Raw genomic sequence first — 17,908 nt, forward strand, 5'->3', positions numbered from 1 at the left:
TGTTATACTGGTTTTTTAAATTGCTCAATGAAGCTCAATATGATAGCATCGAATTCGGATCCCTGGTCGAACAAAAACCGGGGTTCGATGGGAATCACATAAAAAGGTATGCCATTTATTTCATTTTCAAATTTTTCCAGCCGGGTGGCATCCTTCTCGGTGGTCAGAATAATCTTTCGCGGCGCCTGCAGCGCATCGAACTTTTTCTTGATATCGCGCAGGTCGTCTATGGTAAATATATGATGATCGCTGAAATGTTGGAGGTGATAGGTGTGAATGCGCTCTTCCAAAAACGCTTCCAGCGGCTTGGGATTGGCAATCCCGGTTACCAGCAGCACTTCGGTCTGGTCGTCGAGGACGAGTGCGCTGCGGTGGACGAGGTGGTATACCAGGCCGTAGCTGAGGGTGGAAAAGAACAGCTTTTGGTGCGCAAGGGGTTCGATCTCGGCCTGCAGGGCGTCGCGTTCTTCGGCGGTGAGGCTGTGCGGGCACTTGGTGACCACGATCACCTGGGCCCGCTGGTAAGACGAGCGCGCATCGCGCAGGTCGCCGGCCGGCAGGTAGAAGTCGCGGGTAAACAGGTTGCCGTAGTCGGTCAGCAGGATGTTGAGGCCGGCGCGGATGGCGCGGTGTTGAAAGGCGTCGTCCAGCAGGATCACTTCCGTTTCGGGCCGGTCGTGGAGGAGCTGCGGGATGGCCACCAGCCGCTCCTCGCCCACCGCCACCGCTATGTCGGGGAATTTGCGGTGAAACTGCAGGGGCTCGTCGCCGATATCGAGAGCCGTGGTCTTTTCCGATGCCAGGGCATAGCCCCGGGTTTTGCGCTTGTAGCCCCGGCTGAGGGTCGCCACCCGGTAGTGGTCCTGCAGCAGGCGCACGAGGTATTCCACCATCGGCGATTTGCCGGTGCCGCCCACCGACAGGTTGCCCACGCAGACTACCGGCAGGCCGAATGCCGCCGATTTTTTGATCCCTTTGTCGTACAGCCAGTTGCGCAGCGATACGATCAGGCCATACAGAAAGGCGAAGGGAAACAGCAGCAGCCGGAACGACTTTAAAAAGGGATTAGAAAACATAGGCTTCCTGCGGGGTGATACAAAAATTTAAGGGGATGTCATGGGCGCCGGCATCCTCGATCAGGTCTACCGGCTCGAAGTACGACAGGCCTATTTTCAGGGTGTCGGCGCGGCAGTGTTCGAGGTAGTGGTCGTAATAGCCCTTGCCGTAGCCCACGCGGTTGCCGCGGCGGTCGAAGGAGAGCAGCGGCACCAGCACAAGGTCGATCTCGGCGGCGGCGATGGCGTCGCATTTCACAGGCTCGTGGATGTTATAACGGTTAGGGGCAAAGGCTTCTTCCTCGTCGCAGACGATGGCCTGCATCGTGCTTTCCACCAGGTCGATCTTGGGGTAGGCCACCTGCAGGCCGGGATTTTTGAACTGCAAAAAGTCGGTGATCAGGAAGGTGTCCACCTCGTTGTTTTCTTCGATGGGGTGATAGCTGAGCACCACCGACAGGAAGGGCAGCCGCAGCTTTTGAAACTGGATCAGCAGCAGGTCGTCGAGCTTCAGCTTCTGGGGAAGACTGAGGGTCTTGCGTTTCTGCCGGTAGAGCTGGCGGATATCTTTTTTCAGCATACGGTCAATGGTGAAGAAGGGAATTGGTTAATTGGTTCATTGGGAATTAGGTACAGGGAACAGTCCTTCCTAATGTCTTATCACTCATTGCTCATCGCTTCCTTCCTGCTCTAGCCCTTCTTCCTCCAGGGTGAAGAACGAAAAAATCGTAGTGCCGTAGTTGCGGGCTGTCTGGAAATGGGGGAAGGCTTCGTAGTTGTTGCGGGGGGTATGTTCCAGCACGAACAGTCCGCCCGGCTTCAGCAGTCCTCTTTTAAATATTTGTACGGGCAGCTCGTCGATCGTGGTCAGCGCATAAGGCGGACCGGCAAAGATGAAGTCGAAGCTGTCCTTACAGGTTTCGATGAACTTGAACACTTCGGATTTCACCACCTTGAAGTTTTGGAGCTTCAGGTCTTCCGCGTTTTTTTTGATGAAGGCAAACATTTGCGTGTCGCGTTCCACGATGGTCAGGTCGGGCACGCCCCGGGAGGCCAGCTCGTAGCTGATGCTGCCGGTGCCGCCAAAGAGGTCGAGGGTTTTCAGTTCTTCAAAGTCCAGGGTATTCTGGAGCATATTGAACAGCCCTTCCTTGGCAATATCGGTCGTTGGCCGGGTATAAGGCATTTTTGCGGGCGGGTTGATGCGTCTGCCGCCGAGGCTTCCACTTATGATGCGCATACTGCCAGGTTATGAAGTGAAGAAAAATAGTGTCCCGGTAAATTCTTGCCCGGCGACGACAGGCCCGCAGCGGTGGTAAAATACACCTGCCGGAACCAGGTTTTCAGCTCGTGGAGCAGGTCGGAGTCCTCCCCGATCAGTCCCGACAGCAGCAGGGCCGTATCGGCCGGCGCCATATGGTACTCTTTACAGATCTTCAGCAGCAGGTAGGCCACGTCGGCGGGGGTTTCGTACACAAAGGTCTGCACCAGTTGCAGCTGCCGCGACTTTTTCACCAGCACGCGGAAGATGTTGTGCACGAAATGCACCGTGAGCTGGTGTTCGGCGGCGGCATCGGGCGACTTTAGCAGGGGCGTGTAGGCATGCAGAAAGGCGGCCGAAGGAAAAGCCTCCGCCAGGGTTTTGTACAGGAAATAAGGAACGGCATAACAGTTTACCACCTGCCATTCGCCCACTACGTCGTGCAGTTGCTGCACTTCGCCCATTTCATACACGGCTTCCAGCAGGGAAGATTCTTTGCGGAACAGCTTGTGGGGCACCAGCAGGGCCTGGGGAAAGGCGGGGGAAATGATCACTTTCCGGAAGCTGGAGCCGGCGGGAGCCAGCTGCTCCAGCAGGGGCGGCAGGATTTCTTCCAGCGGATCGAAAGAGAGCACCTGGAAGGCCTCCACCCTTTTTTTATCCTCGTCCAGCAAGGAAAGCACGGCGTAGGTATCACCGATCTCCACCACCAGGGTGCCTGCTTCCGAATTGACCTGTTCAAACGTTCCTATATCCAATAATGTTTTCAACACCGGGGGGTTAAGGTTGCAAAGTAAGCAAATACAAAGAATTGTGTGGCGGGAAAATCAGCAATCGGTAGCTTGCAGCCCTTTGCAATGGAAAAGCTACAGGTCGATATATCGTACAAACAGATCCTGAAGATCGCCCTGCCCATCAGCCTGGCCCTGCTGGTGCCGCAGTTCAACTACATCATCAACAATATCTTCCTGGGGCATTTGAGCGAGCAGGCGCTGGCCACCGCCAGCATCACGGGTGTGTATTACCTCATCTTTGCCGGCATCGGTTTCGGGCTCAACAACGGCCTGCAGGCCCTGATGTCGCGGCGGGCGGGGGAAAACCGGCCGCAGGAAATCGGGAAGATTTTCAACCAGGGCCTGCTGATCTCGCTGCTGATCGCCGCCTTCGGCATTTTGATCACCTACTTCGTGGCGCCGCTGGTTTTAAAAGGAAGCCTGCGCTCCGGCGAAACCTACGAAATGTCGGTGCATTTTCTAAAAATCCGCATCTGGGGGCTGCCGTTTTTGTACGTGTACCAGATGCGCAACGCCCTGCTGGTGGGCATCAACCGGAGCAAGTACCTGGTGGCGGGCACGCTGGCCGAGGCCCTCGCCAACATCTTTTTCGACTACACCCTCATTTTCGGCAAATGGGGTTTCCCGCACCTGGGCTTTTACGGGGCCGCCTATGCCTCCATCATTGCCGAGTTCTTCGGCATGATCGTCATTTTCCTGGTGATCACCGCCAAGGGCATCGGCCGGCAGTTCTCGCTGATGAAAGGCCTGCGGTGGGACGGCGGCCATGCCCGGCTGATCGCCCACATGTCGGGGCCCCTGGTGATGCAGCATGCCATCAGCATCATCAGCTGGATCTTTTTTTACATCCTGGTGGAGCACCACGGGCAAACCAGCCTGGCGGTTTCCAACACCATGCGCAACGTTTACGGCTTCTTCGGCGTGTTTCTCTGGGCCTTTTCCTCCGCCACCAACACCATGGTAAGCAACGTTATCGGGCAGGGCAACAAGGAACAGGTGCTGGCACTGATCGGCAAGATCGTCCGCCTCTGTTCAGGAGTGGCCCTCGGCGTCTGCCTGCTGCTGAACCTCCTGCCGGAACTCTTCCTGTCCATTTACGGCCAAGGCCCCGACTTTCAGCAGATGGGGGTGCCGGTGCTGCGGCTGGTAGCCTGCAGCATGGTGCTGATGTCGGTTTCCATTGTGTGGTTCAGCTCGGTAACCGGTACGGGCAACAGCAGGGTCACCTTCGGCATCGAGGTAGTGTCTATCTGCCTGTACACCCTTTATGTATACCTGGTACTGGAAGTCTACCGCCTCCCCATCCTCTACGGCTGGATGTCCGAAATACTCTACTGGGGCACTACGCTGGGGCTTTCTTATTGGTACCTGCAAAGCGGCAAGTGGAAATCCAAAAGGATTTGAGGGATTGGTTCATTGGTTCATTGGGATATTAGGTCTTGACTATTGAAAGTTTCTCCAAATATCGGAACGCACTGCCCTAATCCCCAATGAACCAATGAACCAATGAACCAATTCCCTGAATCTATTTGGTTTTTCCCGAAAACTCCCGGGTATAGGTCACTCCGACCGAGCCGGTGAAGTTGGTGATGGGGGGACTCATTTTTTTGATGGAGATGCAGATGGTGCGGAGTTCGGGGAACTGCTCGTGCAGGCGGTCGCAGATCTGCATGGCGCAGGTTTCGAGCAGGTGCTTGTGCCCGGAAAATTCTTCTTCGATGATGCGGTAAATTTCCACGTAGTTCACCGTTTCCTCGATGGAAACGATGGGATGCTTCGGCGCCTTGTAGGTAGCGGACAGGTCTATTTCAAACTGGTTGCCCACTTTCCGCTCCTCGGCATACATGCCGTGCTCTGCAAAAAAACGCAGGCCTTTTAATTCAATGGTAATGCTTCCGGCCATAAACTTCTGGTTGAGCAGGTGGTAAAAAGTATCCTGGTAAAAAAGACACAACTGGTTTCAAATGGTTTAAAGGGCAGGCCCTCTCCCATCATTGAAACCAGTTGTATTGGGGATCAGAAGCTTAGTGCAGTCCTTCGGCCGACAGGAAACGTTCGGCATCCAGGGCGGCCATGCAGCCGCTGCCTGCGGCGGTCACGGCCTGGCGGTACATTTTATCCTGCACGTCGCCGGCGGCAAAAACGCCTTCCACATTGGTTTTGGCGGTGCCGGGAACCGTTTTGATATAACCCGCTTCGTCCATCTCCAGGTAATCCCTGAAAATATCGGAATTGGGCTGGTGCCCGATGGCCACGAAAAAGCCTTTGATGGGAATAGTGGCTGTTTCGCCGGTCTGGTTGTTCCGCACCCGCACGCTGTCCACGGTCTTTTCGCCCAGGATCTCGTCGGTCTCGGTATTCCAGTACATTTTGATGTTTTCGGTTTTCAGCACCCGGTCGCGCATGATCTTGCTGGCGCGCATCTCGCCGCGGCGGATGAACATGTGCACGGTAGAGCACAGTTTGGAAAGGTAGAGGGCTTCTTCGGCCGCCGTATCGCCGGCGCCTACGATGGCCACTTCCTTTCCGCGGAAAAAGAAGCCGTCGCAAACTGCGCAGGCGCTCACACCGTAGCCGTTCAGGCGCTGCTCGCTTTCCAGGCCCAGCCATTTGGCCGAGGCGCCGGTGGCGATGATCACGGAGTTGGCTTCCACCAGCTTTTCCTCGTCGATCCACACCTTAAAGGGGCGGGAGGAGAAATCGACCTTGGTGGCCAGGCCGTAGCGCAGGTCGGCGCCCATGCGAAGGGCCTGCTTTTCGAACTGGATCATCAGCTCGGGTCCCATGATGCCGTCGGGGAAACCGGGGTAGTTTTCCACGTCGGTGGTGATGGTCAGCTGGCCGCCGGGCTGGATGCCCTGGTACAGCACAGGTTTCATATTCGCCCTTGCCGCATACACGGCGGCAGTATAACCGGCCGGGCCGGAACCGATAATCAGGCAATTGATAATTTCTGTCGCGTTATTTTCCATCCTCGTATCTGTTCAATAATTTGGTGCAAAAGTAGAGGAAAGTTTACGAGTTTACGGGTTTACGAGTTTACGAGTTCGTTGGAGAGACTCAACTTAAACAACTCGTAAACATGGAAACTTGTAAACTCGTAAACTATTTCCTTTAAAAAGAAAGCCCCCGGCAACAGGCCGGGGGCTTTCTTTTTAAAGGAAAGTTCTATCCTAAGTACGCTTTCAGCGCATTGCTGTAGCGGGCTTTTTGTAAACGTTTGATGGCCCTTTCCTTGATCTGGCGGATACGTTCCTTGGTGAGGTCGTATTTCTGGCCGATCTGTTCAATGGTAGTGCCGTTTTCACCGTCCAGGCCAAAGTAGGCGTTGACGATCTCTGCTTCCCGCGGGCTCAGGGATTTGAGTACCCGGCGGATCTCTGCCCTCAGCGAATCCTTCATCACATCATCATCGGTATCATCGCTACCTTCCAGCAGGTCGCCCATGGCTACGTCCTCGGCTTCGTGTACCGGGGCATCGAGCGAGGTGTGACGGGTATTGCTCTGGAAAATATTGTTGATCTCGGTTTCACTCATTTCCAGGATATCGGCCAGCTCTTCGGTGCTGGGCTCGCGTTCGTGCTCCTGCTCGAAGGCCATATAGGCTTTGTTGGCCTTGTTGTAGGTGCCGATCTTATTTTGGGGCAGGCGCACCAGGCGACCCTGCTCGGCCAATGCCTGCAGGATGGACTGACGGATCCACCATACCGCGTACGAAATGAATTTAAACCCTTTTGTTTCGTCGAAACGCTGAGCAGCTTTGATCAGGCCAAGGTTCCCCTCGTTGATCAGATCGCTTAAGGACAACCCCTGGTGCTGATACTGCTTTGCCACAGAAACCACAAAGCGAAGGTTAGCCTGTACTAACTTATCCAAAGCTCGTTGGTCACCCATTTTAATACGTTGGGCCAGAGTGGTCTCTTCCTCCGGAGTGATCATCGGGATCTTGGAGATCTCCTGAAGATACTTCTCGACGGCCTGAGAATCTCTGTTCGTAATCTGGGTGGCAATTTTAAGCTGCCTCATAATTTAATGCTTGTTTGTTTTATATTTGAACAAATAATTAACGGACCAAACCTTTCCCCTTGTTGGTTCAAAAGATTTTTTGACACCGCCTGCAAAAGTAGTTGTCAATCCGCAGAACTCATAATAGTTTTCGGATAATATCCGTATATTATCCGATTTGCAAAAATTATACTGCTTTTCCCCTTCCTTCCAAAACCCTTTAGTTAAGGGTTTGCTAAAATTAAGCCCGGTGAATTGGGCACATCCTTACACTTTCCGCACAGCGGCCCGATATTTTGTATAAATAAAAAGCCACAACCCTAAACCCAGCAGTACCAAACCGGTAGCAATCACCTCGGCCTGGGTAGGATGAAATCCCAAAAAGTCCATCTCGTTATTCACCCTTATCTTTTCAATGAAGAAGCGCTCCAGCCCGTTGAATACCAGGTAGAGGCAAAACAGGCTGCCCGCCAGCTTCATCCGCTTGCGCACTGCCCACAGCACACCAAAAAGCAGCGTGCCCATAACGGTTTCATAAAAAGCCGTCGGGTACACCGGCTGCGGCAGCTGGGTGCAGTACCGGCCCACGCAGCCCGGTATGGCCACGCCGGCCTCGATCACGTTGTGCGGGTACTGGTAGGACCACATCCAGTCGGGCAGGAAGCCAAACGGATTGGGGGACGTATTGACAATGCCCCAGTCGCCGTCGCCGGCAACCTGGCAGCCGATCCGCCCGATGGCGTAGGCGATCATCAGCGAGGGGGCGATGGCGTCGGCCAGGTGGCGCAGGGGAATTTTGTATTTGCGGGCATAAATGACGATGGCGATGGTGGCGCAGATGAGGCCGCCGTAAAAGGTCAGGCCGCCCCCGGATAAGATATAGGCGGCGGGGTGGCGCAGGAAGTCGCTCCAGTTTTCAAAAATGTCGAACAGCTTGGCGCCCAGCAGGCCGAAGATCAGGGCCAGCACGGTAAACTCCCCTACCCGGTCGTGGGGCCACATGCGGATGTCTCGCTCCTGGGGCTTTTCCAGTTGGCGCTTGCGGCGCTCCCACCATTTCAGGCCGGCAAACAGCAGGCCCAGGGCAATGCCGGCAGGCCAGCTGCCCTGTCCCGAAAAGATAAAGGCCTGGGGATCCTGTACCAGCTCCTTGTCCAGCAGGAAGAGGGCGACGATCTTATAGCCCAGGATGAACCCCAGCACGAAGTTCACCAGCAGCTCTCCTGCCGAGGCGGGTTGTCCCACCATTACTTTCTCTTCGGTAGGCTGCAACAGCCCTTCCTTTGCCTTCCGCCGCAGCTCTTTCGACAGCAGGGCCGCTGCCACCAGGAAGGCGATCGCTACGAAAAAACCAAAGGAGTTAATGAAACGCAAGGCAGGAAGCTCAATGCCGAAGAGGTCTTTGAAAACGTAGTACAGGTTAGGATACATATGTAGCTATAAAAAAAGAAGGCAAAGTAAGCCGAAAATCCGAACATCCCGCCTGAAAAAAAATGCCTCCCGGCGGGGAGGCATTTTTCAGAGAAGGAAAAAAGCTTAGTTGCAGTACTGGTCGAAAGCATGGATGAGGTTGCTGGCGATCATCTGTGCCGGCCGTCCTTCGATCTGGTGCCGCTCGATCACGTGTACCAGTTCGCCGTCCTTAAACAGGGCGATGGCGGGGGATGAAGGCGGGTAAGGCAGCATATGCTGGCGCAGGGTCTGCACGGCTTCCAGGTCAAAACCGGCAAAGGAAGTGGCCAGGAAGTCGGGTTTTTTGCTGGCGTTGAACACGGCCATCAGCACGCCCGGGCGGGCGGAACCGGCGGAACAGCCGCAAACCGAATTGATCATCACCAGGGTAGTTCCTTTCTTCTTCAGCTGCTCTTCCACTTCACCGGAAGTCAACAACTCGGAAAACCCATTCTCGGTCAGCTCCTCTTTCATGGGTTGTACTATTTCTGCTGGATACATAGACGTATTTGTTTTAAGAAGCACAAAGGTAATGAACAATAGTATTGGCAGACCTTCCGCTTTAAAACTGCCATCCTAACAGCATGTTAAAAAGAAAACGGACCTTTTGGCAGTAAAAAATGCGGTGGTACGTCGTTTGACCAGGAGGGAATGTTCGTTTAAAACCCAAAAAATTAAAACATATGACCTACGTAAAATTCAGACAACCGGTTTCTAAATCTTTTAACAATCTGGTGGACAACATTTTACCTCATTTTCCGTCTTTATTTCGTGATGAATTTGCAGCACCGGCGGCGCAGCCTTCCCTCCCGGTAAATATTAAAGAATCGGAGGGCGGCTACCAACTGGAAGTATATGCTCCCGGGTTTTCCAAAGAGGAATTCCGCGTGGATATCGACAAGAACCTCCTGACCATCACCGCCGAAAGAAAGGCAGAAGGTGAACAGAAAGAAGAGAAGTACCTGCGGAAGGAATTCAAACTGCAGCCCGCAAAACGCACCTTTATCCTGGACGAAACCCTGGATACGGAAAAGGTTGATGCTAAACATGTTAACGGCGTTTTAACAGTGAACCTCTACCGTAAAGAACCGGCAAAAGTCCCTGTAAAACAAATCACTATACAGTAAGTATTTTTCTCATAAGCAGTTGGTTTTGGTTTATACCCCATCGTTTCCACGATGGGGTTTTATTTAATCTTAATATTGCACACGTTTAATTTTTCTGGGATAATGAACAAGAAATTCTGCCTCTTTTTTCTTTTTTGCCTGCTTATTCATGGATGGGCATTCAGCCAGGCGACCGATGCGGGTCAAACCGCCCCGCCCCCACGCGATTCCACGACCGTGATCCACGATACCATCACCATCGTTAAAAAGGATTCCGCCTCCATTTTTCACCCCGATTCCGCTTTGCGGATCGTGAACCTGACCCCCTTCTTTACCGTTCACGTGGATTCTGCGCTGAATTACCAGCTTCAGATCAATAAAAACCCGGAAAACTATTTCTGGTACCTGAAGAATTCGCCCGTGGGCCTGCGCATTCATAAAGACAACGGAACGCTGAGCTTCAAGGCCGAAAAATCCTACTTCCTGTCCGGCAAACTGAAATACGACGTCAACTATAAAGTGGTGATGGGCGTGCAGAACCTTTCGGACCCCAAAGACAAGATCGACACCACTTTTACGATGGTGTTTTACAATACCGAGATCATCCCCTCCCTGGTAAAGCCTATGGTGAGCGGAACCGTGTATGTGGACGAAGGCGAACCCGTAACCTTTAAAGTGCTGTGCGAAACCGGGTCCTTCCCGCTGGAAAACATTTATACCCTTTCCAACGTGGCCATCTCCAACTTCTCTCCCGTCAACAAATGCGATGACGAATTCCGGTGGACCCCGCCTTATTCCTTTGTAAAGGAAACCGACCCCAACAAAGAGAAGTCCCTGATGCTGTACTTTATCGGCACCACCCGCTTCCAGTCGCGCGACACCGCCCAGGTAAAACTGATCGTGCGGGACGCCCTGAACTACCCGGTAGCCCTGGAAGAATACAACCAGGCGGTACGGAGCATCCAGCGCTACGTGCTGCAGCTCAAGTACACCTTCCTGCAACTGGATAAAAAGCTGAAACGTACCAAAGGCGCCCGCACCACCTTCGACCTGACGGCCGCCACCACCTCGCTGACCGGCACCATTATGGCCTCCTCCAGCGACGAAATTTCCAAGAAATACGGAAAAATCCTGCCCAGCGTAGGTCTTTCCCTGGTGCCCATCCGCGAGGCCGCCGTGCCCACCAAGGCGGTGGACCAGAACCAGGCCAACCTGGTGCGCACCTCCATCAAGCGCCTGGAATACAACCTGCGCGACTACCAGTTGCTGGGCGAAAAAGACCTGGACATCACCCGCAAGACCACCAAGCTGAAGGACGAACTCAAGCAGGTGCAGGTACAGCTGATCGACATCCCCGTGGAAATCTCCACCGACATGTCGGAAGAAGAGCTGAACCGCTACTTCAACAGCCCCAAAGTGAACAAGAAATACAGACTGAAGCGATAAGCTAAAGCACCTAATAAAAAATCCCGCTCCAGGAGCGGGATTTTTTATTAGCGGATATATCCGAGTATTTTGAGCATGCTCTGGGCGCTTTGCTCTTTGGCGTAGACCCAGTCGACAAGCTTTCCGTTTTTATCGTATTCCACGATCACGTGCTTGGGCGAAGGGATCAGGCAGTGCTTGATACCGCCGTAGCCGCTGATCTGGTCCTGGTAGGCCCCGGTATGGAAGAAGCCTACATAAAGCGGTTCGCCGTCGTCGTTGACCTTGGGCAGGAACACCTCGTTGATATGTTCTTCGGAGTCGTAGTAGTCGTGGCTGTCGCAGGTAATACCGCCCAGCACCACCCGCTGGTACTCCTGGTCCCATTTGTTGATGGGCAGCATCAGGAAGCGTTCGCCAATCCCCCAGGTATCCGGCAGGGTGGTAATGAACGACGAGTCGATCATGTACCAGATCTCGCGTTCGTTCTGCGTTTTCTGGGCGATGACGCTGTAGATATGGGCCATGCTCTCTCCCACCGTGTACGATCCGAACTCGGTAAAGATGTTGGGCATGGGCACTTTGTTGCGCTTGCAGGCCGACTTGATGTTCCCGACGATCTCGTTGATCATGAACTGGTAGTCGTATTCGAAGCCCAGGGAGTGCTTGATGGGGAAGCCGCCGCCGATGTTGATGGAATCCAGCTCGGGGCAGATCTTTTTCAGCTGGCAGTACAGGTTGATGACCTTGTTCAGCTCCGACCAGTAGTAAATGTCGTCCTTGATGCCTTTATTCAAAAAGATATGGAGCATCTTCAGCTGGAACTTGTCTTCGTATCCTTCGATATGGTCGACATAGAATTCCAGGATGTCTTTTGCGCGTATGCCCAACCGGGAGGTATAGAAGGGGAAGGTCGGTTCTTCCTCTGCCGCTACGCGGATCCCTACCTTAAAGGGGTTCTTGGCCGATTTGTAGGCCTGAAGCTCTTCTTTGTTATCCAGAATGGGCACCACGTTCTTGAAACCGCTGTTGATCAGCTGAACGATGCGGCGGGTGTATCCCTTTTGCTTGAAGCCGTTGCAGATAATAAAGGTATCCTTGGTGATCTTTTTCTTTTCGTACAACTTCCGGATGATCTCGATATCGTAGGCATAGGACGTTTCGAGGTGGATGTTGTGATTCAGGGCTTCCTGCACCACGAAGGAAAAGTGCGAGCTTTTGGTACAGTAGCAGTAATAGTACTGGCCCTCGTACTTGTGTTTCTTGAAGGCGTTGGCAAACATGGTTTTCGCCTTGTTGATCTGCATGCCGATCTTGGGCAGGTAGGTCAGTTTGAGGGGTGTTCCGTACTTCTCGATCAGGGCCTTGATATCCAGGCCGTTAAACTCCAGGTAACCATTTTTCACTTCCAGACCTTCCTGGGGGAAGTTGAAAGTCTGTTCAACGAGGCCAAAATAAGTATTGTTCATTGAAATAGTAAGGGTTGTCCAGTGAACCGTTGATTTTGTGCAAATGTAAAAGTTCTCTACCTACAAAAAGAAAGCCGGATGCAAAAATGCATTCGGCTTTCAGAATCTTTATCGTGTACCGGTGTTATTTCACCTGGGCGATCAGGCCTTTGAACGTCTCGGGGTTGTTCATAGCCAGGTCTGCCAGGACTTTACGGTCCAGGGTGATACCTTTCTGGTTCAACAGGTTGATGAACTGCGAGTAGGTCAGACCCTCTTCGCGAACGGCCGCGTTGATACGGGCGATCCACAGGGAGCGGTATTCTCTTTTCTTCAGTTTACGACCTACGTAGGCATAGGTCATCCCTTTTTCTACTACGTTTTTGGCAACGGTATAAACGTTTTTACGTTTGCCATAGAAGCCTTTGGCTTGCTTTAAAATTCTTTTTCTGCGTGCTCTGGAAGCAACGGCATTTACGGAACGAGGCATATCTGAATGAGTTTAAATGAATTTGTTAAAAGGTTTTTCGGCTTATTTCAGGGCCAGCAGGCGCTGAACAAAGTGCATGTGCGATTTAGACACGACGCCGTCTTTGGCCAGTGCACGTTTCCGTTTTTTGGATTTTTTGGTCAGGATGTGACGCTTGAAGGACTTCTGGTGCGTGATCTTGCCGGTGCCGGTTACTTTGAAGCGTTTCTTGGCACTGGAGTTTGTTTTAACCTTAGGCATTTTAATGAATGCAGTTTCTGTGATACCCTTGAGGCGTTGGCGCACCGGCGCCACTCTTATCGGGCCTCTTCAGGCAATGACCGTTTTTTTTAACGGCTGGCAAAGGTAAGGGTTTTTGGGGAAAAACGAAAATTCGGGATATTGGTGAATTGGTGAATTGGGAATTTGGCAGCGGGCGCCACCTAATTCCCAATTCACCAATTCACCAATATCCTATTTGTACACGCCCATTTTGAGGTTGCTCCGTAACAAGGCCGCCGCCAGCCGGCAGTTTTTCCGTTCCAGCTGGTCCACCAGGCCTTCTATATAGCGTTTCTGGTCCAGGGCAAAGAGAAAGAGGTTTTGCTGCTGCACCTTGTTGATACAGCCGCGGGCCGGCGAATTGCGGCTCTGGAGCAGCCCATAGCGGGTAAGCTCGTCGATCACCTTGGCCTGCTCCTTCCGGCCCAGGCGATTGAGCTCCAGGGTGATCTCCTGCTGGGGCGAATCGGAATAGGAAGCCTTGGAAAGCAAATCCATGGTGCCGTCGCTCATGGAGTCCTGCAGGGAGGAAACGCAGTGGCACAATTCGTCCGAGATCCGGTCCGACTGGCCGAAGCCCAGGCCGCACCCCCACAGCAGCAGGGGCAGGAGACACCAACCGATGCGCATAAGCTTACTTTCCCTGCATAAAACAAAAAAGCAGCCAATCCCTGGCTGCTTTTTCAATATCAACAGAAAATTCTTACTTCTTCTTGGCGGCTTTCGGCGTGAAGATCGCCAGCATGCGTTTTCCTTCCAGCTTCGGCATGCTTTCCAGCGCACCGAATTCGGCCAGGCGCTCGGCAAACTTCAGCAGCAGCAGCTCGCCCCGGTCCTTGAACTGGATGGCGCGGCCCTTGAACTGCACATAAGCCTTTACCTTGTTGCCTTCCTTCAGGAAGTTCTCGGCATGTTTGGACTTGAAGTCGAAGTCGTGGTCGTCGGTATTGGGCGTAAAGCGGATCTCCTTCATTTCGGTGGTCTTCGCCTTGGCCTTCATCTCCTTGTCCTTCTTCTTCTTGTCGTACAAGAACTTATTATAGTCAATTACCTTACAAACAGGGGGATCTGCTTGCGGGGAAATCTCTACCAGGTCCAGGCCTTGTTCCTGTGCGATCTTTTGCGCTTCCTGGGTTGGATAAACACCCACGGTAACATTATCGCCTACCAGCCGCACCTGCGGTACCCGGATGTGGTGATTAATGCGGTGTTCTGCTTCTTTTCTGGGAACGAACCGTCCCCGGTTGAATCCTCCTTTGTTTGGTAATGCCATAATTTTTTTCCATGCCCTGACGCCGGCAGCCGGCAGGTACATGGCTTTGTTTGTTTGTTTTTATGAATGATTGCCGGTTTGTTTACAAATAGAACTGCGACCAACTACCAGGCCGGCCCATACAAGATAGGAATTCGACGCTGTTTTTCGCAGTTTTGCTAAAATTTTCCGCAAACTGATGCAAAAGCCCTGCCGCAATTACGCGACCGTCAGCCGTTCGCTGATCTCCTGCGCCAGTTCCGCCACGAATTCGTCCACCGGCTTGCTGCCGGCATCACCCTTGCCCTGGCGGCGCACCGATACCTTTTCCTCGGCCATTTCCTTTTCGCCGACCACCAGCATGTACGGCACTTTCATCAGCTCCGTATCGCGGATCTTTTTGCCGATCTTTTCGTTGCGGTCGTCAATTTCCGCACGAATATCCAATTTTTTTAACTTTAACAAAACTGTTTTGGCAAAATCGGCAAACTTGTCGCTGATGGGCAGAATCTTCACCTGCACCGGCGCCAGCCAGGCGGGGAACTTGCCCGCATAATGTTCGAGCAGGAAGCCGATGAAGCGCTCGTGGGTACCCAGCGGCGCCCGGTGGATGATCAGGGGCGTTTCGGCCTCGTTGGCCTGGTTGGTGAACTGCAGCTTGAAGCGGCGGCCCTGGGCAAAGTCCACCTGGTTGGTGGCCAGGGTAAATTCGCGGCCGATGGCGCTCCAGATCTGCACATCGATCTTGGGACCGTAGAAGGCGGCTTCGTCCGGCACTTCCACGAACGGAATGCCCGACTCCACCAGCACCGAACGCACCATTTCCTCGGTTTCTTTCCACAGCTCGGGCTCGTCCACGTATTTCTTACCCAGCTTTTCGGGGTTGTGCAGCGACAGGCGCATCACGTATTTGTCGACGCCGAAGATCTTGAAGTACTTCAGGTACATATCGTTCACGGCGCGGAACTCGGCGGCAAACTGCTCGCGGGTGCAGTAGATATGCGCGTCGTTCATGTGCAGGCAGCGTACCCGCATCAGGCCGAACAGCTCGCCGCTCTGCTCGTAGCGGTAGCAGGTGCCGTACTCCGCCAGGCGGAACGGCAGGTCCTTATAGCTTTTGGGCTCTGCGGCAAAGATCTTGTGGTGGTGCGGGCAGTTCATGGCCTTCAGGTAGTATTTTACCCCCTCCAGCTCCATGGGCGGGTACATGCTTTCCTGGTAGTACGGCAGGTGACCGCTGGTGAGGTAGAGGCTTTCCTTGGCGATATGCGGCGTTACCACGCGCTTGTAGCCGGCGGCTTCCTCGGTTTCCTTGGCCAGGCGTTCCAGCTGATCGATCACGATGGTGCCGTTGGGCAGCCACAGGGGCAGGCCGGGGCCGACCTCGTCGTCGAAGGTAAAGATGCCGAGTTCCTTGCCCAGCTTCCGGTGGTCGCGTTTTTTGGCTTCCTCCAGCAGTTGCAAGTATTCGTCGAGCTGCTTTTGGTTGGGGAAGGTGACGCCGTAAATGCGGGTGAGCTGCTTGTTGCGCTCGTCGCCCTTCCAGTAAGCGCCGGCAATGTTGGTAAGTTTAATGGCTTTGATGAAGCCGGTATGCGGGATATGGGGTCCGCGGCACAGGTCGGTAAAGCCGCCCTGGGTGTAGAAGGTGATCTCGCCGTCGGCCAGGCCCTGCAGCAGGTCGAGCTTGTACTCGTCGCCCTTTTCGGCAAAGTAGGCTACGGCCTCGTCCTTGGGAACAGGCTTGCGCACATAGGCGTTGTTCTGCTTGGCCAGCTCCGCCATCTTGCTTTCCAGCTTGCGCAGGTCGTCCTCGCTGATGGAACGGTCGCCCAGGTCCACATCATAATAAAAGCCGTTGTCCACCGGGGGACCAACCCAGAATTTGACGCCGGGAAACAGGGTCTCGATGGCTTCGGCCATCAGGTGGGCCGACGAATGCCAGAAGGTGCTTTTCCCGCTGGTATCGTCCCAGGTCAGTAACTTCAGGGAGGCATCGCCTTCAATAGGGCGGTTGGCATCCCATACCTGGCCGTTCACTTCGGCCGCCAAAACTTTTCGGGCCAATCCTTCCGAAATGGATTTGGCGATATCCAGCGCCGACACGCCCTGTTCGTAGGCACGTACGGCTCCATCCGGAAATGTAATATTCATCATAATATTGTTCTTAAAAAGAGCGGCAAAATTAACAACCTTTTGCCACAGTATTGGTTTTGAAATGAGGTTAACCATTAATTTCACAACTTGATGAGATTTCCTTTGTTGCGTTTGCTTTTCCTGCTCACCCTTTTTTGCGTATGCACGCCCCGGGAAACCAGTGCCCAGAACCTTACCGGCATCTGGAGGGGCTACTTTAATTCCGAAAACGGCGACCAGTACAAATTCGAACTCCAGGTGGAGCAAAACAAGCAGAAGGGCATCACCGGCGTCTCCTACTCCTACCTCTCCACCGTATTTTACGGCAAGGCCATCCTCACCGGCCTGCTCAACGCCAAGGCTAAGTCCGCGGTGATCCAGGAGATCAAGACCGTGGAGCTGCGCATGTCGGGCGGCTCGCAGGCCTGCATCATGAAACTGGTGCTGCAGTATTCCAAATCGGGCCGGGAAGAATTCCTCGAAGGCTCTTATTCCAGCAAATCCGAAAAAACCGAAGGCAGCAACCGCCTGGGCGGCGACTGCGGCGGGGGCACGGTCTACCTGAGAAAAGTGCCAACCTCCGATTTTTACATCGAGCCGTTTTTGCGCAACAAGCCCGGCTACCGCACGCCGGCACCCGCGGAAAAAAAGCCCGCCGCCCCGCCAGCGAAAGCCCCGGTGACAAAGCCGGCCGCCCCCGTAGCCAAGGCCCCGGCCAAGCCTGCCCCTCCCGTTAAAAAGCCCGCGCCCAAACCCCGCACCGATACCACCAAGCGCCAGGCGGCCCCGCCCCTGGTAAAGGAAGAAGTGAAAAAGCCCCAGCCCAAAACGGTGCTGACGATCCCCGCCACCACCCGTTCGCGGAAGAACGAGCTGACGGAAACCCTCAAAATTCACGGCCCGGAAATCACCGTACGGCTGTACGACAACGGCGAGATCGACGACGATACCATATCGGTTTACCTCGACAACCAGCTGGTGCTTTCCCGCCAGCGGCTGTCCACCGCCCCGCTGACCGTTACCCTGAAGATGAACGACCTGCAGACCGAACATGTGCTGGTGATGGTGGCCGAAAACCTGGGCCGCATCCCGCCCAACACCTCACTGATGATCGTGCAGGACGGCGACAAGCGCTACCAGGTCCGCATCACCTCCACCGAACAGAAAAATGCGATGGTCCGGTTCCAGCTGGAGGAATAGTTCCTGAGTTCCTGAGTTTATGG

Annotated in this window: 19 protein-coding genes; 4 read left to right on the forward strand and 15 right to left on the reverse strand. The window is 53.9% G+C overall.

What is annotated here, in order from left to right:
• Window positions 1-2 precede the first annotated feature (2 nt).
• From lpxK to V9K67_RS13860, 4 genes are all read right to left on the reverse strand, one after another.
• On the reverse strand, window positions 3-1,076 hold the full coding sequence (lpxK, locus tag V9K67_RS13845; RefSeq protein WP_336723411.1) for a tetraacyldisaccharide 4'-kinase: 1,074 nt from the start codon (window positions 1,074-1,076) through the stop codon (window positions 3-5).
• The gene (locus V9K67_RS13850) at window positions 1,066-1,635 is read right to left on the reverse strand and encodes a 5-formyltetrahydrofolate cyclo-ligase (protein ID WP_336723412.1); all 570 of its coding nucleotides are present in this window, start codon (window positions 1,633-1,635) and stop codon (window positions 1,066-1,068) included. Before V9K67_RS13850 ends, lpxK begins: the two co-directional genes overlap by 11 nt.
• An 84-nt stretch (window positions 1,636-1,719) precedes the next feature.
• Complete coding sequence (locus V9K67_RS13855) at window positions 1,720-2,295, reverse strand: RsmD family RNA methyltransferase (protein WP_336723413.1); 576 nt, start codon at window positions 2,293-2,295, stop codon at window positions 1,720-1,722.
• Window positions 2,283-3,086, reverse strand: a complete 804-nt coding sequence (locus tag V9K67_RS13860; protein ID WP_336723415.1) for a DUF3822 family protein — start codon at window positions 3,084-3,086, stop codon at window positions 2,283-2,285. The genes V9K67_RS13855 and V9K67_RS13860 overlap by 13 nt, the downstream gene beginning before the upstream one ends.
• An 87-nt stretch (window positions 3,087-3,173) precedes the next feature.
• On the opposite strand from V9K67_RS13860, the gene V9K67_RS13865 reads away from it, so the two are divergent.
• Window positions 3,174-4,514, forward strand: coding sequence for an MATE family efflux transporter (locus V9K67_RS13865; protein ID WP_336723418.1), 1,341 nt, complete (start codon window positions 3,174-3,176; stop codon window positions 4,512-4,514).
• A gap of 121 nt (window positions 4,515-4,635) precedes the next feature.
• Here V9K67_RS13865 and folB read toward each other — a convergent pair whose 3' ends face one another.
• The 5 genes from folB to V9K67_RS13890 form a co-directional block, all read right to left on the reverse strand.
• Complete coding sequence (gene folB / locus V9K67_RS13870) at window positions 4,636-5,013, reverse strand: dihydroneopterin aldolase (protein WP_336723420.1); 378 nt, start codon at window positions 5,011-5,013, stop codon at window positions 4,636-4,638.
• A 121-nt stretch (window positions 5,014-5,134) separates the two neighbouring features.
• On the reverse strand, window positions 5,135-6,082 hold the full coding sequence (gene trxB, locus V9K67_RS13875; protein WP_336723422.1) for a thioredoxin-disulfide reductase: 948 nt from the start codon (window positions 6,080-6,082) through the stop codon (window positions 5,135-5,137).
• A gap of 196 nt (window positions 6,083-6,278) precedes the next feature.
• Window positions 6,279-7,136 (reverse strand): sigma-70 family RNA polymerase sigma factor, encoded by an 858-nt coding sequence (locus V9K67_RS13880; RefSeq protein WP_073041057.1) that lies wholly within the window; start codon window positions 7,134-7,136, stop codon window positions 6,279-6,281.
• 246 nt (window positions 7,137-7,382) lie between these two features.
• A complete protein-coding gene (locus tag V9K67_RS13885; protein ID WP_336723428.1) occupies window positions 7,383-8,546 on the reverse strand; it encodes a prolipoprotein diacylglyceryl transferase in 1,164 nt (387 codons plus the stop codon).
• A 105-nt stretch (window positions 8,547-8,651) separates the two neighbouring features.
• Window positions 8,652-9,068 carry a BrxA/BrxB family bacilliredoxin gene (locus V9K67_RS13890; protein ID WP_336723429.1) on the reverse strand — a complete coding sequence of 139 codons (417 nt, stop codon included), beginning with the start codon at window positions 9,066-9,068 and terminating at the stop codon, window positions 8,652-8,654.
• A gap of 182 nt (window positions 9,069-9,250) precedes the next feature.
• Here V9K67_RS13890 and V9K67_RS13895 point away from each other — a divergent pair, with 182 nt between their 5' ends.
• On the forward strand, window positions 9,251-9,694 hold the full coding sequence (locus V9K67_RS13895) for an Hsp20/alpha crystallin family protein (RefSeq protein WP_336723430.1): 444 nt from the start codon (window positions 9,251-9,253) through the stop codon (window positions 9,692-9,694).
• A gap of 102 nt (window positions 9,695-9,796) precedes the next feature.
• Window positions 9,797-11,119: a hypothetical protein gene (locus V9K67_RS13900; protein WP_336723432.1), complete on the forward strand. Its 1,323-nt coding sequence runs from the start codon at window positions 9,797-9,799 to the stop codon at window positions 11,117-11,119.
• A 47-nt stretch (window positions 11,120-11,166) separates the two neighbouring features.
• On the opposite strand, the gene V9K67_RS13905 is transcribed toward V9K67_RS13900, so the two are convergent.
• From V9K67_RS13905 to thrS, 6 genes are all read right to left on the reverse strand, one after another.
• Window positions 11,167-12,567: a type III PLP-dependent enzyme domain-containing protein gene (locus V9K67_RS13905; protein WP_336723434.1), complete on the reverse strand. Its 1,401-nt coding sequence runs from the start codon at window positions 12,565-12,567 to the stop codon at window positions 11,167-11,169.
• A gap of 124 nt (window positions 12,568-12,691) precedes the next feature.
• Window positions 12,692-13,036 carry a 50S ribosomal protein L20 gene (gene rplT, locus V9K67_RS13910; protein ID WP_336723435.1) on the reverse strand — a complete coding sequence of 115 codons (345 nt, stop codon included), beginning with the start codon at window positions 13,034-13,036 and terminating at the stop codon, window positions 12,692-12,694.
• 42 nt (window positions 13,037-13,078) lie between these two features.
• Window positions 13,079-13,276, reverse strand: a complete 198-nt coding sequence (gene rpmI / locus V9K67_RS13915) for a 50S ribosomal protein L35 (RefSeq protein WP_336723436.1) — start codon at window positions 13,274-13,276, stop codon at window positions 13,079-13,081.
• Window positions 13,277-13,489: 213 nt separating this feature from the next.
• A complete protein-coding gene (locus V9K67_RS13920; RefSeq protein WP_336723438.1) occupies window positions 13,490-13,927 on the reverse strand; it encodes a hypothetical protein in 438 nt (145 codons plus the stop codon).
• Between the two features lie 73 nt (window positions 13,928-14,000).
• Window positions 14,001-14,570, reverse strand: a complete 570-nt coding sequence (gene infC, locus V9K67_RS13925) for a translation initiation factor IF-3 (protein ID WP_336723440.1) — start codon at window positions 14,568-14,570, stop codon at window positions 14,001-14,003.
• A 198-nt stretch (window positions 14,571-14,768) separates the two neighbouring features.
• On the reverse strand, window positions 14,769-16,706 hold the full coding sequence (gene thrS, locus V9K67_RS13930) for a threonine--tRNA ligase (protein WP_336723441.1): 1,938 nt from the start codon (window positions 16,704-16,706) through the stop codon (window positions 14,769-14,771).
• 90 nt (window positions 16,707-16,796) lie between these two features.
• On the opposite strand from thrS, the gene V9K67_RS13935 reads away from it, so the two are divergent.
• On the forward strand, window positions 16,797-17,885 hold the full coding sequence (locus tag V9K67_RS13935; protein ID WP_336723443.1) for a hypothetical protein: 1,089 nt from the start codon (window positions 16,797-16,799) through the stop codon (window positions 17,883-17,885).
• Window positions 17,886-17,908 lie beyond the last annotated feature (23 nt).

Source organism: Huijunlia imazamoxiresistens, assembly GCF_037132455.1.
GTDB lineage: Bacteria > Bacteroidota > Bacteroidia > Chitinophagales > Chitinophagaceae > Flavisolibacter > Flavisolibacter imazamoxiresistens.

Coding starts and splice junctions, on each gene's coding strand:
- V9K67_RS13935 (WP_336723443.1), top strand. CDS start 16,797: ATGAGATTTCCTTTGTTGCGTTTGCTTTTCCTGCTCACCCTTTTTTGC.
- infC (WP_336723440.1), bottom strand. CDS start 14,570: ATGGCATTACCAAACAAAGGAGGATTCAACCGGGGACGGTTCGTTCCC.
- V9K67_RS13880 (WP_073041057.1), bottom strand. CDS start 7,136: ATGAGGCAGCTTAAAATTGCCACCCAGATTACGAACAGAGATTCTCAG.
- V9K67_RS13865 (WP_336723418.1), top strand. CDS start 3,174: ATGGAAAAGCTACAGGTCGATATATCGTACAAACAGATCCTGAAGATC.
- V9K67_RS13905 (WP_336723434.1), bottom strand. CDS start 12,567: ATGAACAATACTTATTTTGGCCTCGTTGAACAGACTTTCAACTTCCCC.
- V9K67_RS13920 (WP_336723438.1), bottom strand. CDS start 13,927: ATGCGCATCGGTTGGTGTCTCCTGCCCCTGCTGCTGTGGGGGTGCGGC.
- thrS (WP_336723441.1), bottom strand. CDS start 16,706: ATGATGAATATTACATTTCCGGATGGAGCCGTACGTGCCTACGAACAG.
- rpmI (WP_336723436.1), bottom strand. CDS start 13,276: ATGCCTAAGGTTAAAACAAACTCCAGTGCCAAGAAACGCTTCAAAGTA.
- V9K67_RS13855 (WP_336723413.1), bottom strand. CDS start 2,295: ATGCGCATCATAAGTGGAAGCCTCGGCGGCAGACGCATCAACCCGCCC.
- V9K67_RS13890 (WP_336723429.1), bottom strand. CDS start 9,068: ATGTATCCAGCAGAAATAGTACAACCCATGAAAGAGGAGCTGACCGAG.
- V9K67_RS13895 (WP_336723430.1), top strand. CDS start 9,251: ATGACCTACGTAAAATTCAGACAACCGGTTTCTAAATCTTTTAACAAT.
- trxB (WP_336723422.1), bottom strand. CDS start 6,082: ATGGAAAATAACGCGACAGAAATTATCAATTGCCTGATTATCGGTTCC.
- V9K67_RS13850 (WP_336723412.1), bottom strand. CDS start 1,635: ATGCTGAAAAAAGATATCCGCCAGCTCTACCGGCAGAAACGCAAGACC.
- lpxK (WP_336723411.1), bottom strand. CDS start 1,076: ATGTTTTCTAATCCCTTTTTAAAGTCGTTCCGGCTGCTGCTGTTTCCC.
- folB (WP_336723420.1), bottom strand. CDS start 5,013: ATGGCCGGAAGCATTACCATTGAATTAAAAGGCCTGCGTTTTTTTGCA.
- V9K67_RS13900 (WP_336723432.1), top strand. CDS start 9,797: ATGAACAAGAAATTCTGCCTCTTTTTTCTTTTTTGCCTGCTTATTCAT.
- rplT (WP_336723435.1), bottom strand. CDS start 13,036: ATGCCTCGTTCCGTAAATGCCGTTGCTTCCAGAGCACGCAGAAAAAGA.
- V9K67_RS13885 (WP_336723428.1), bottom strand. CDS start 8,546: ATGTATCCTAACCTGTACTACGTTTTCAAAGACCTCTTCGGCATTGAG.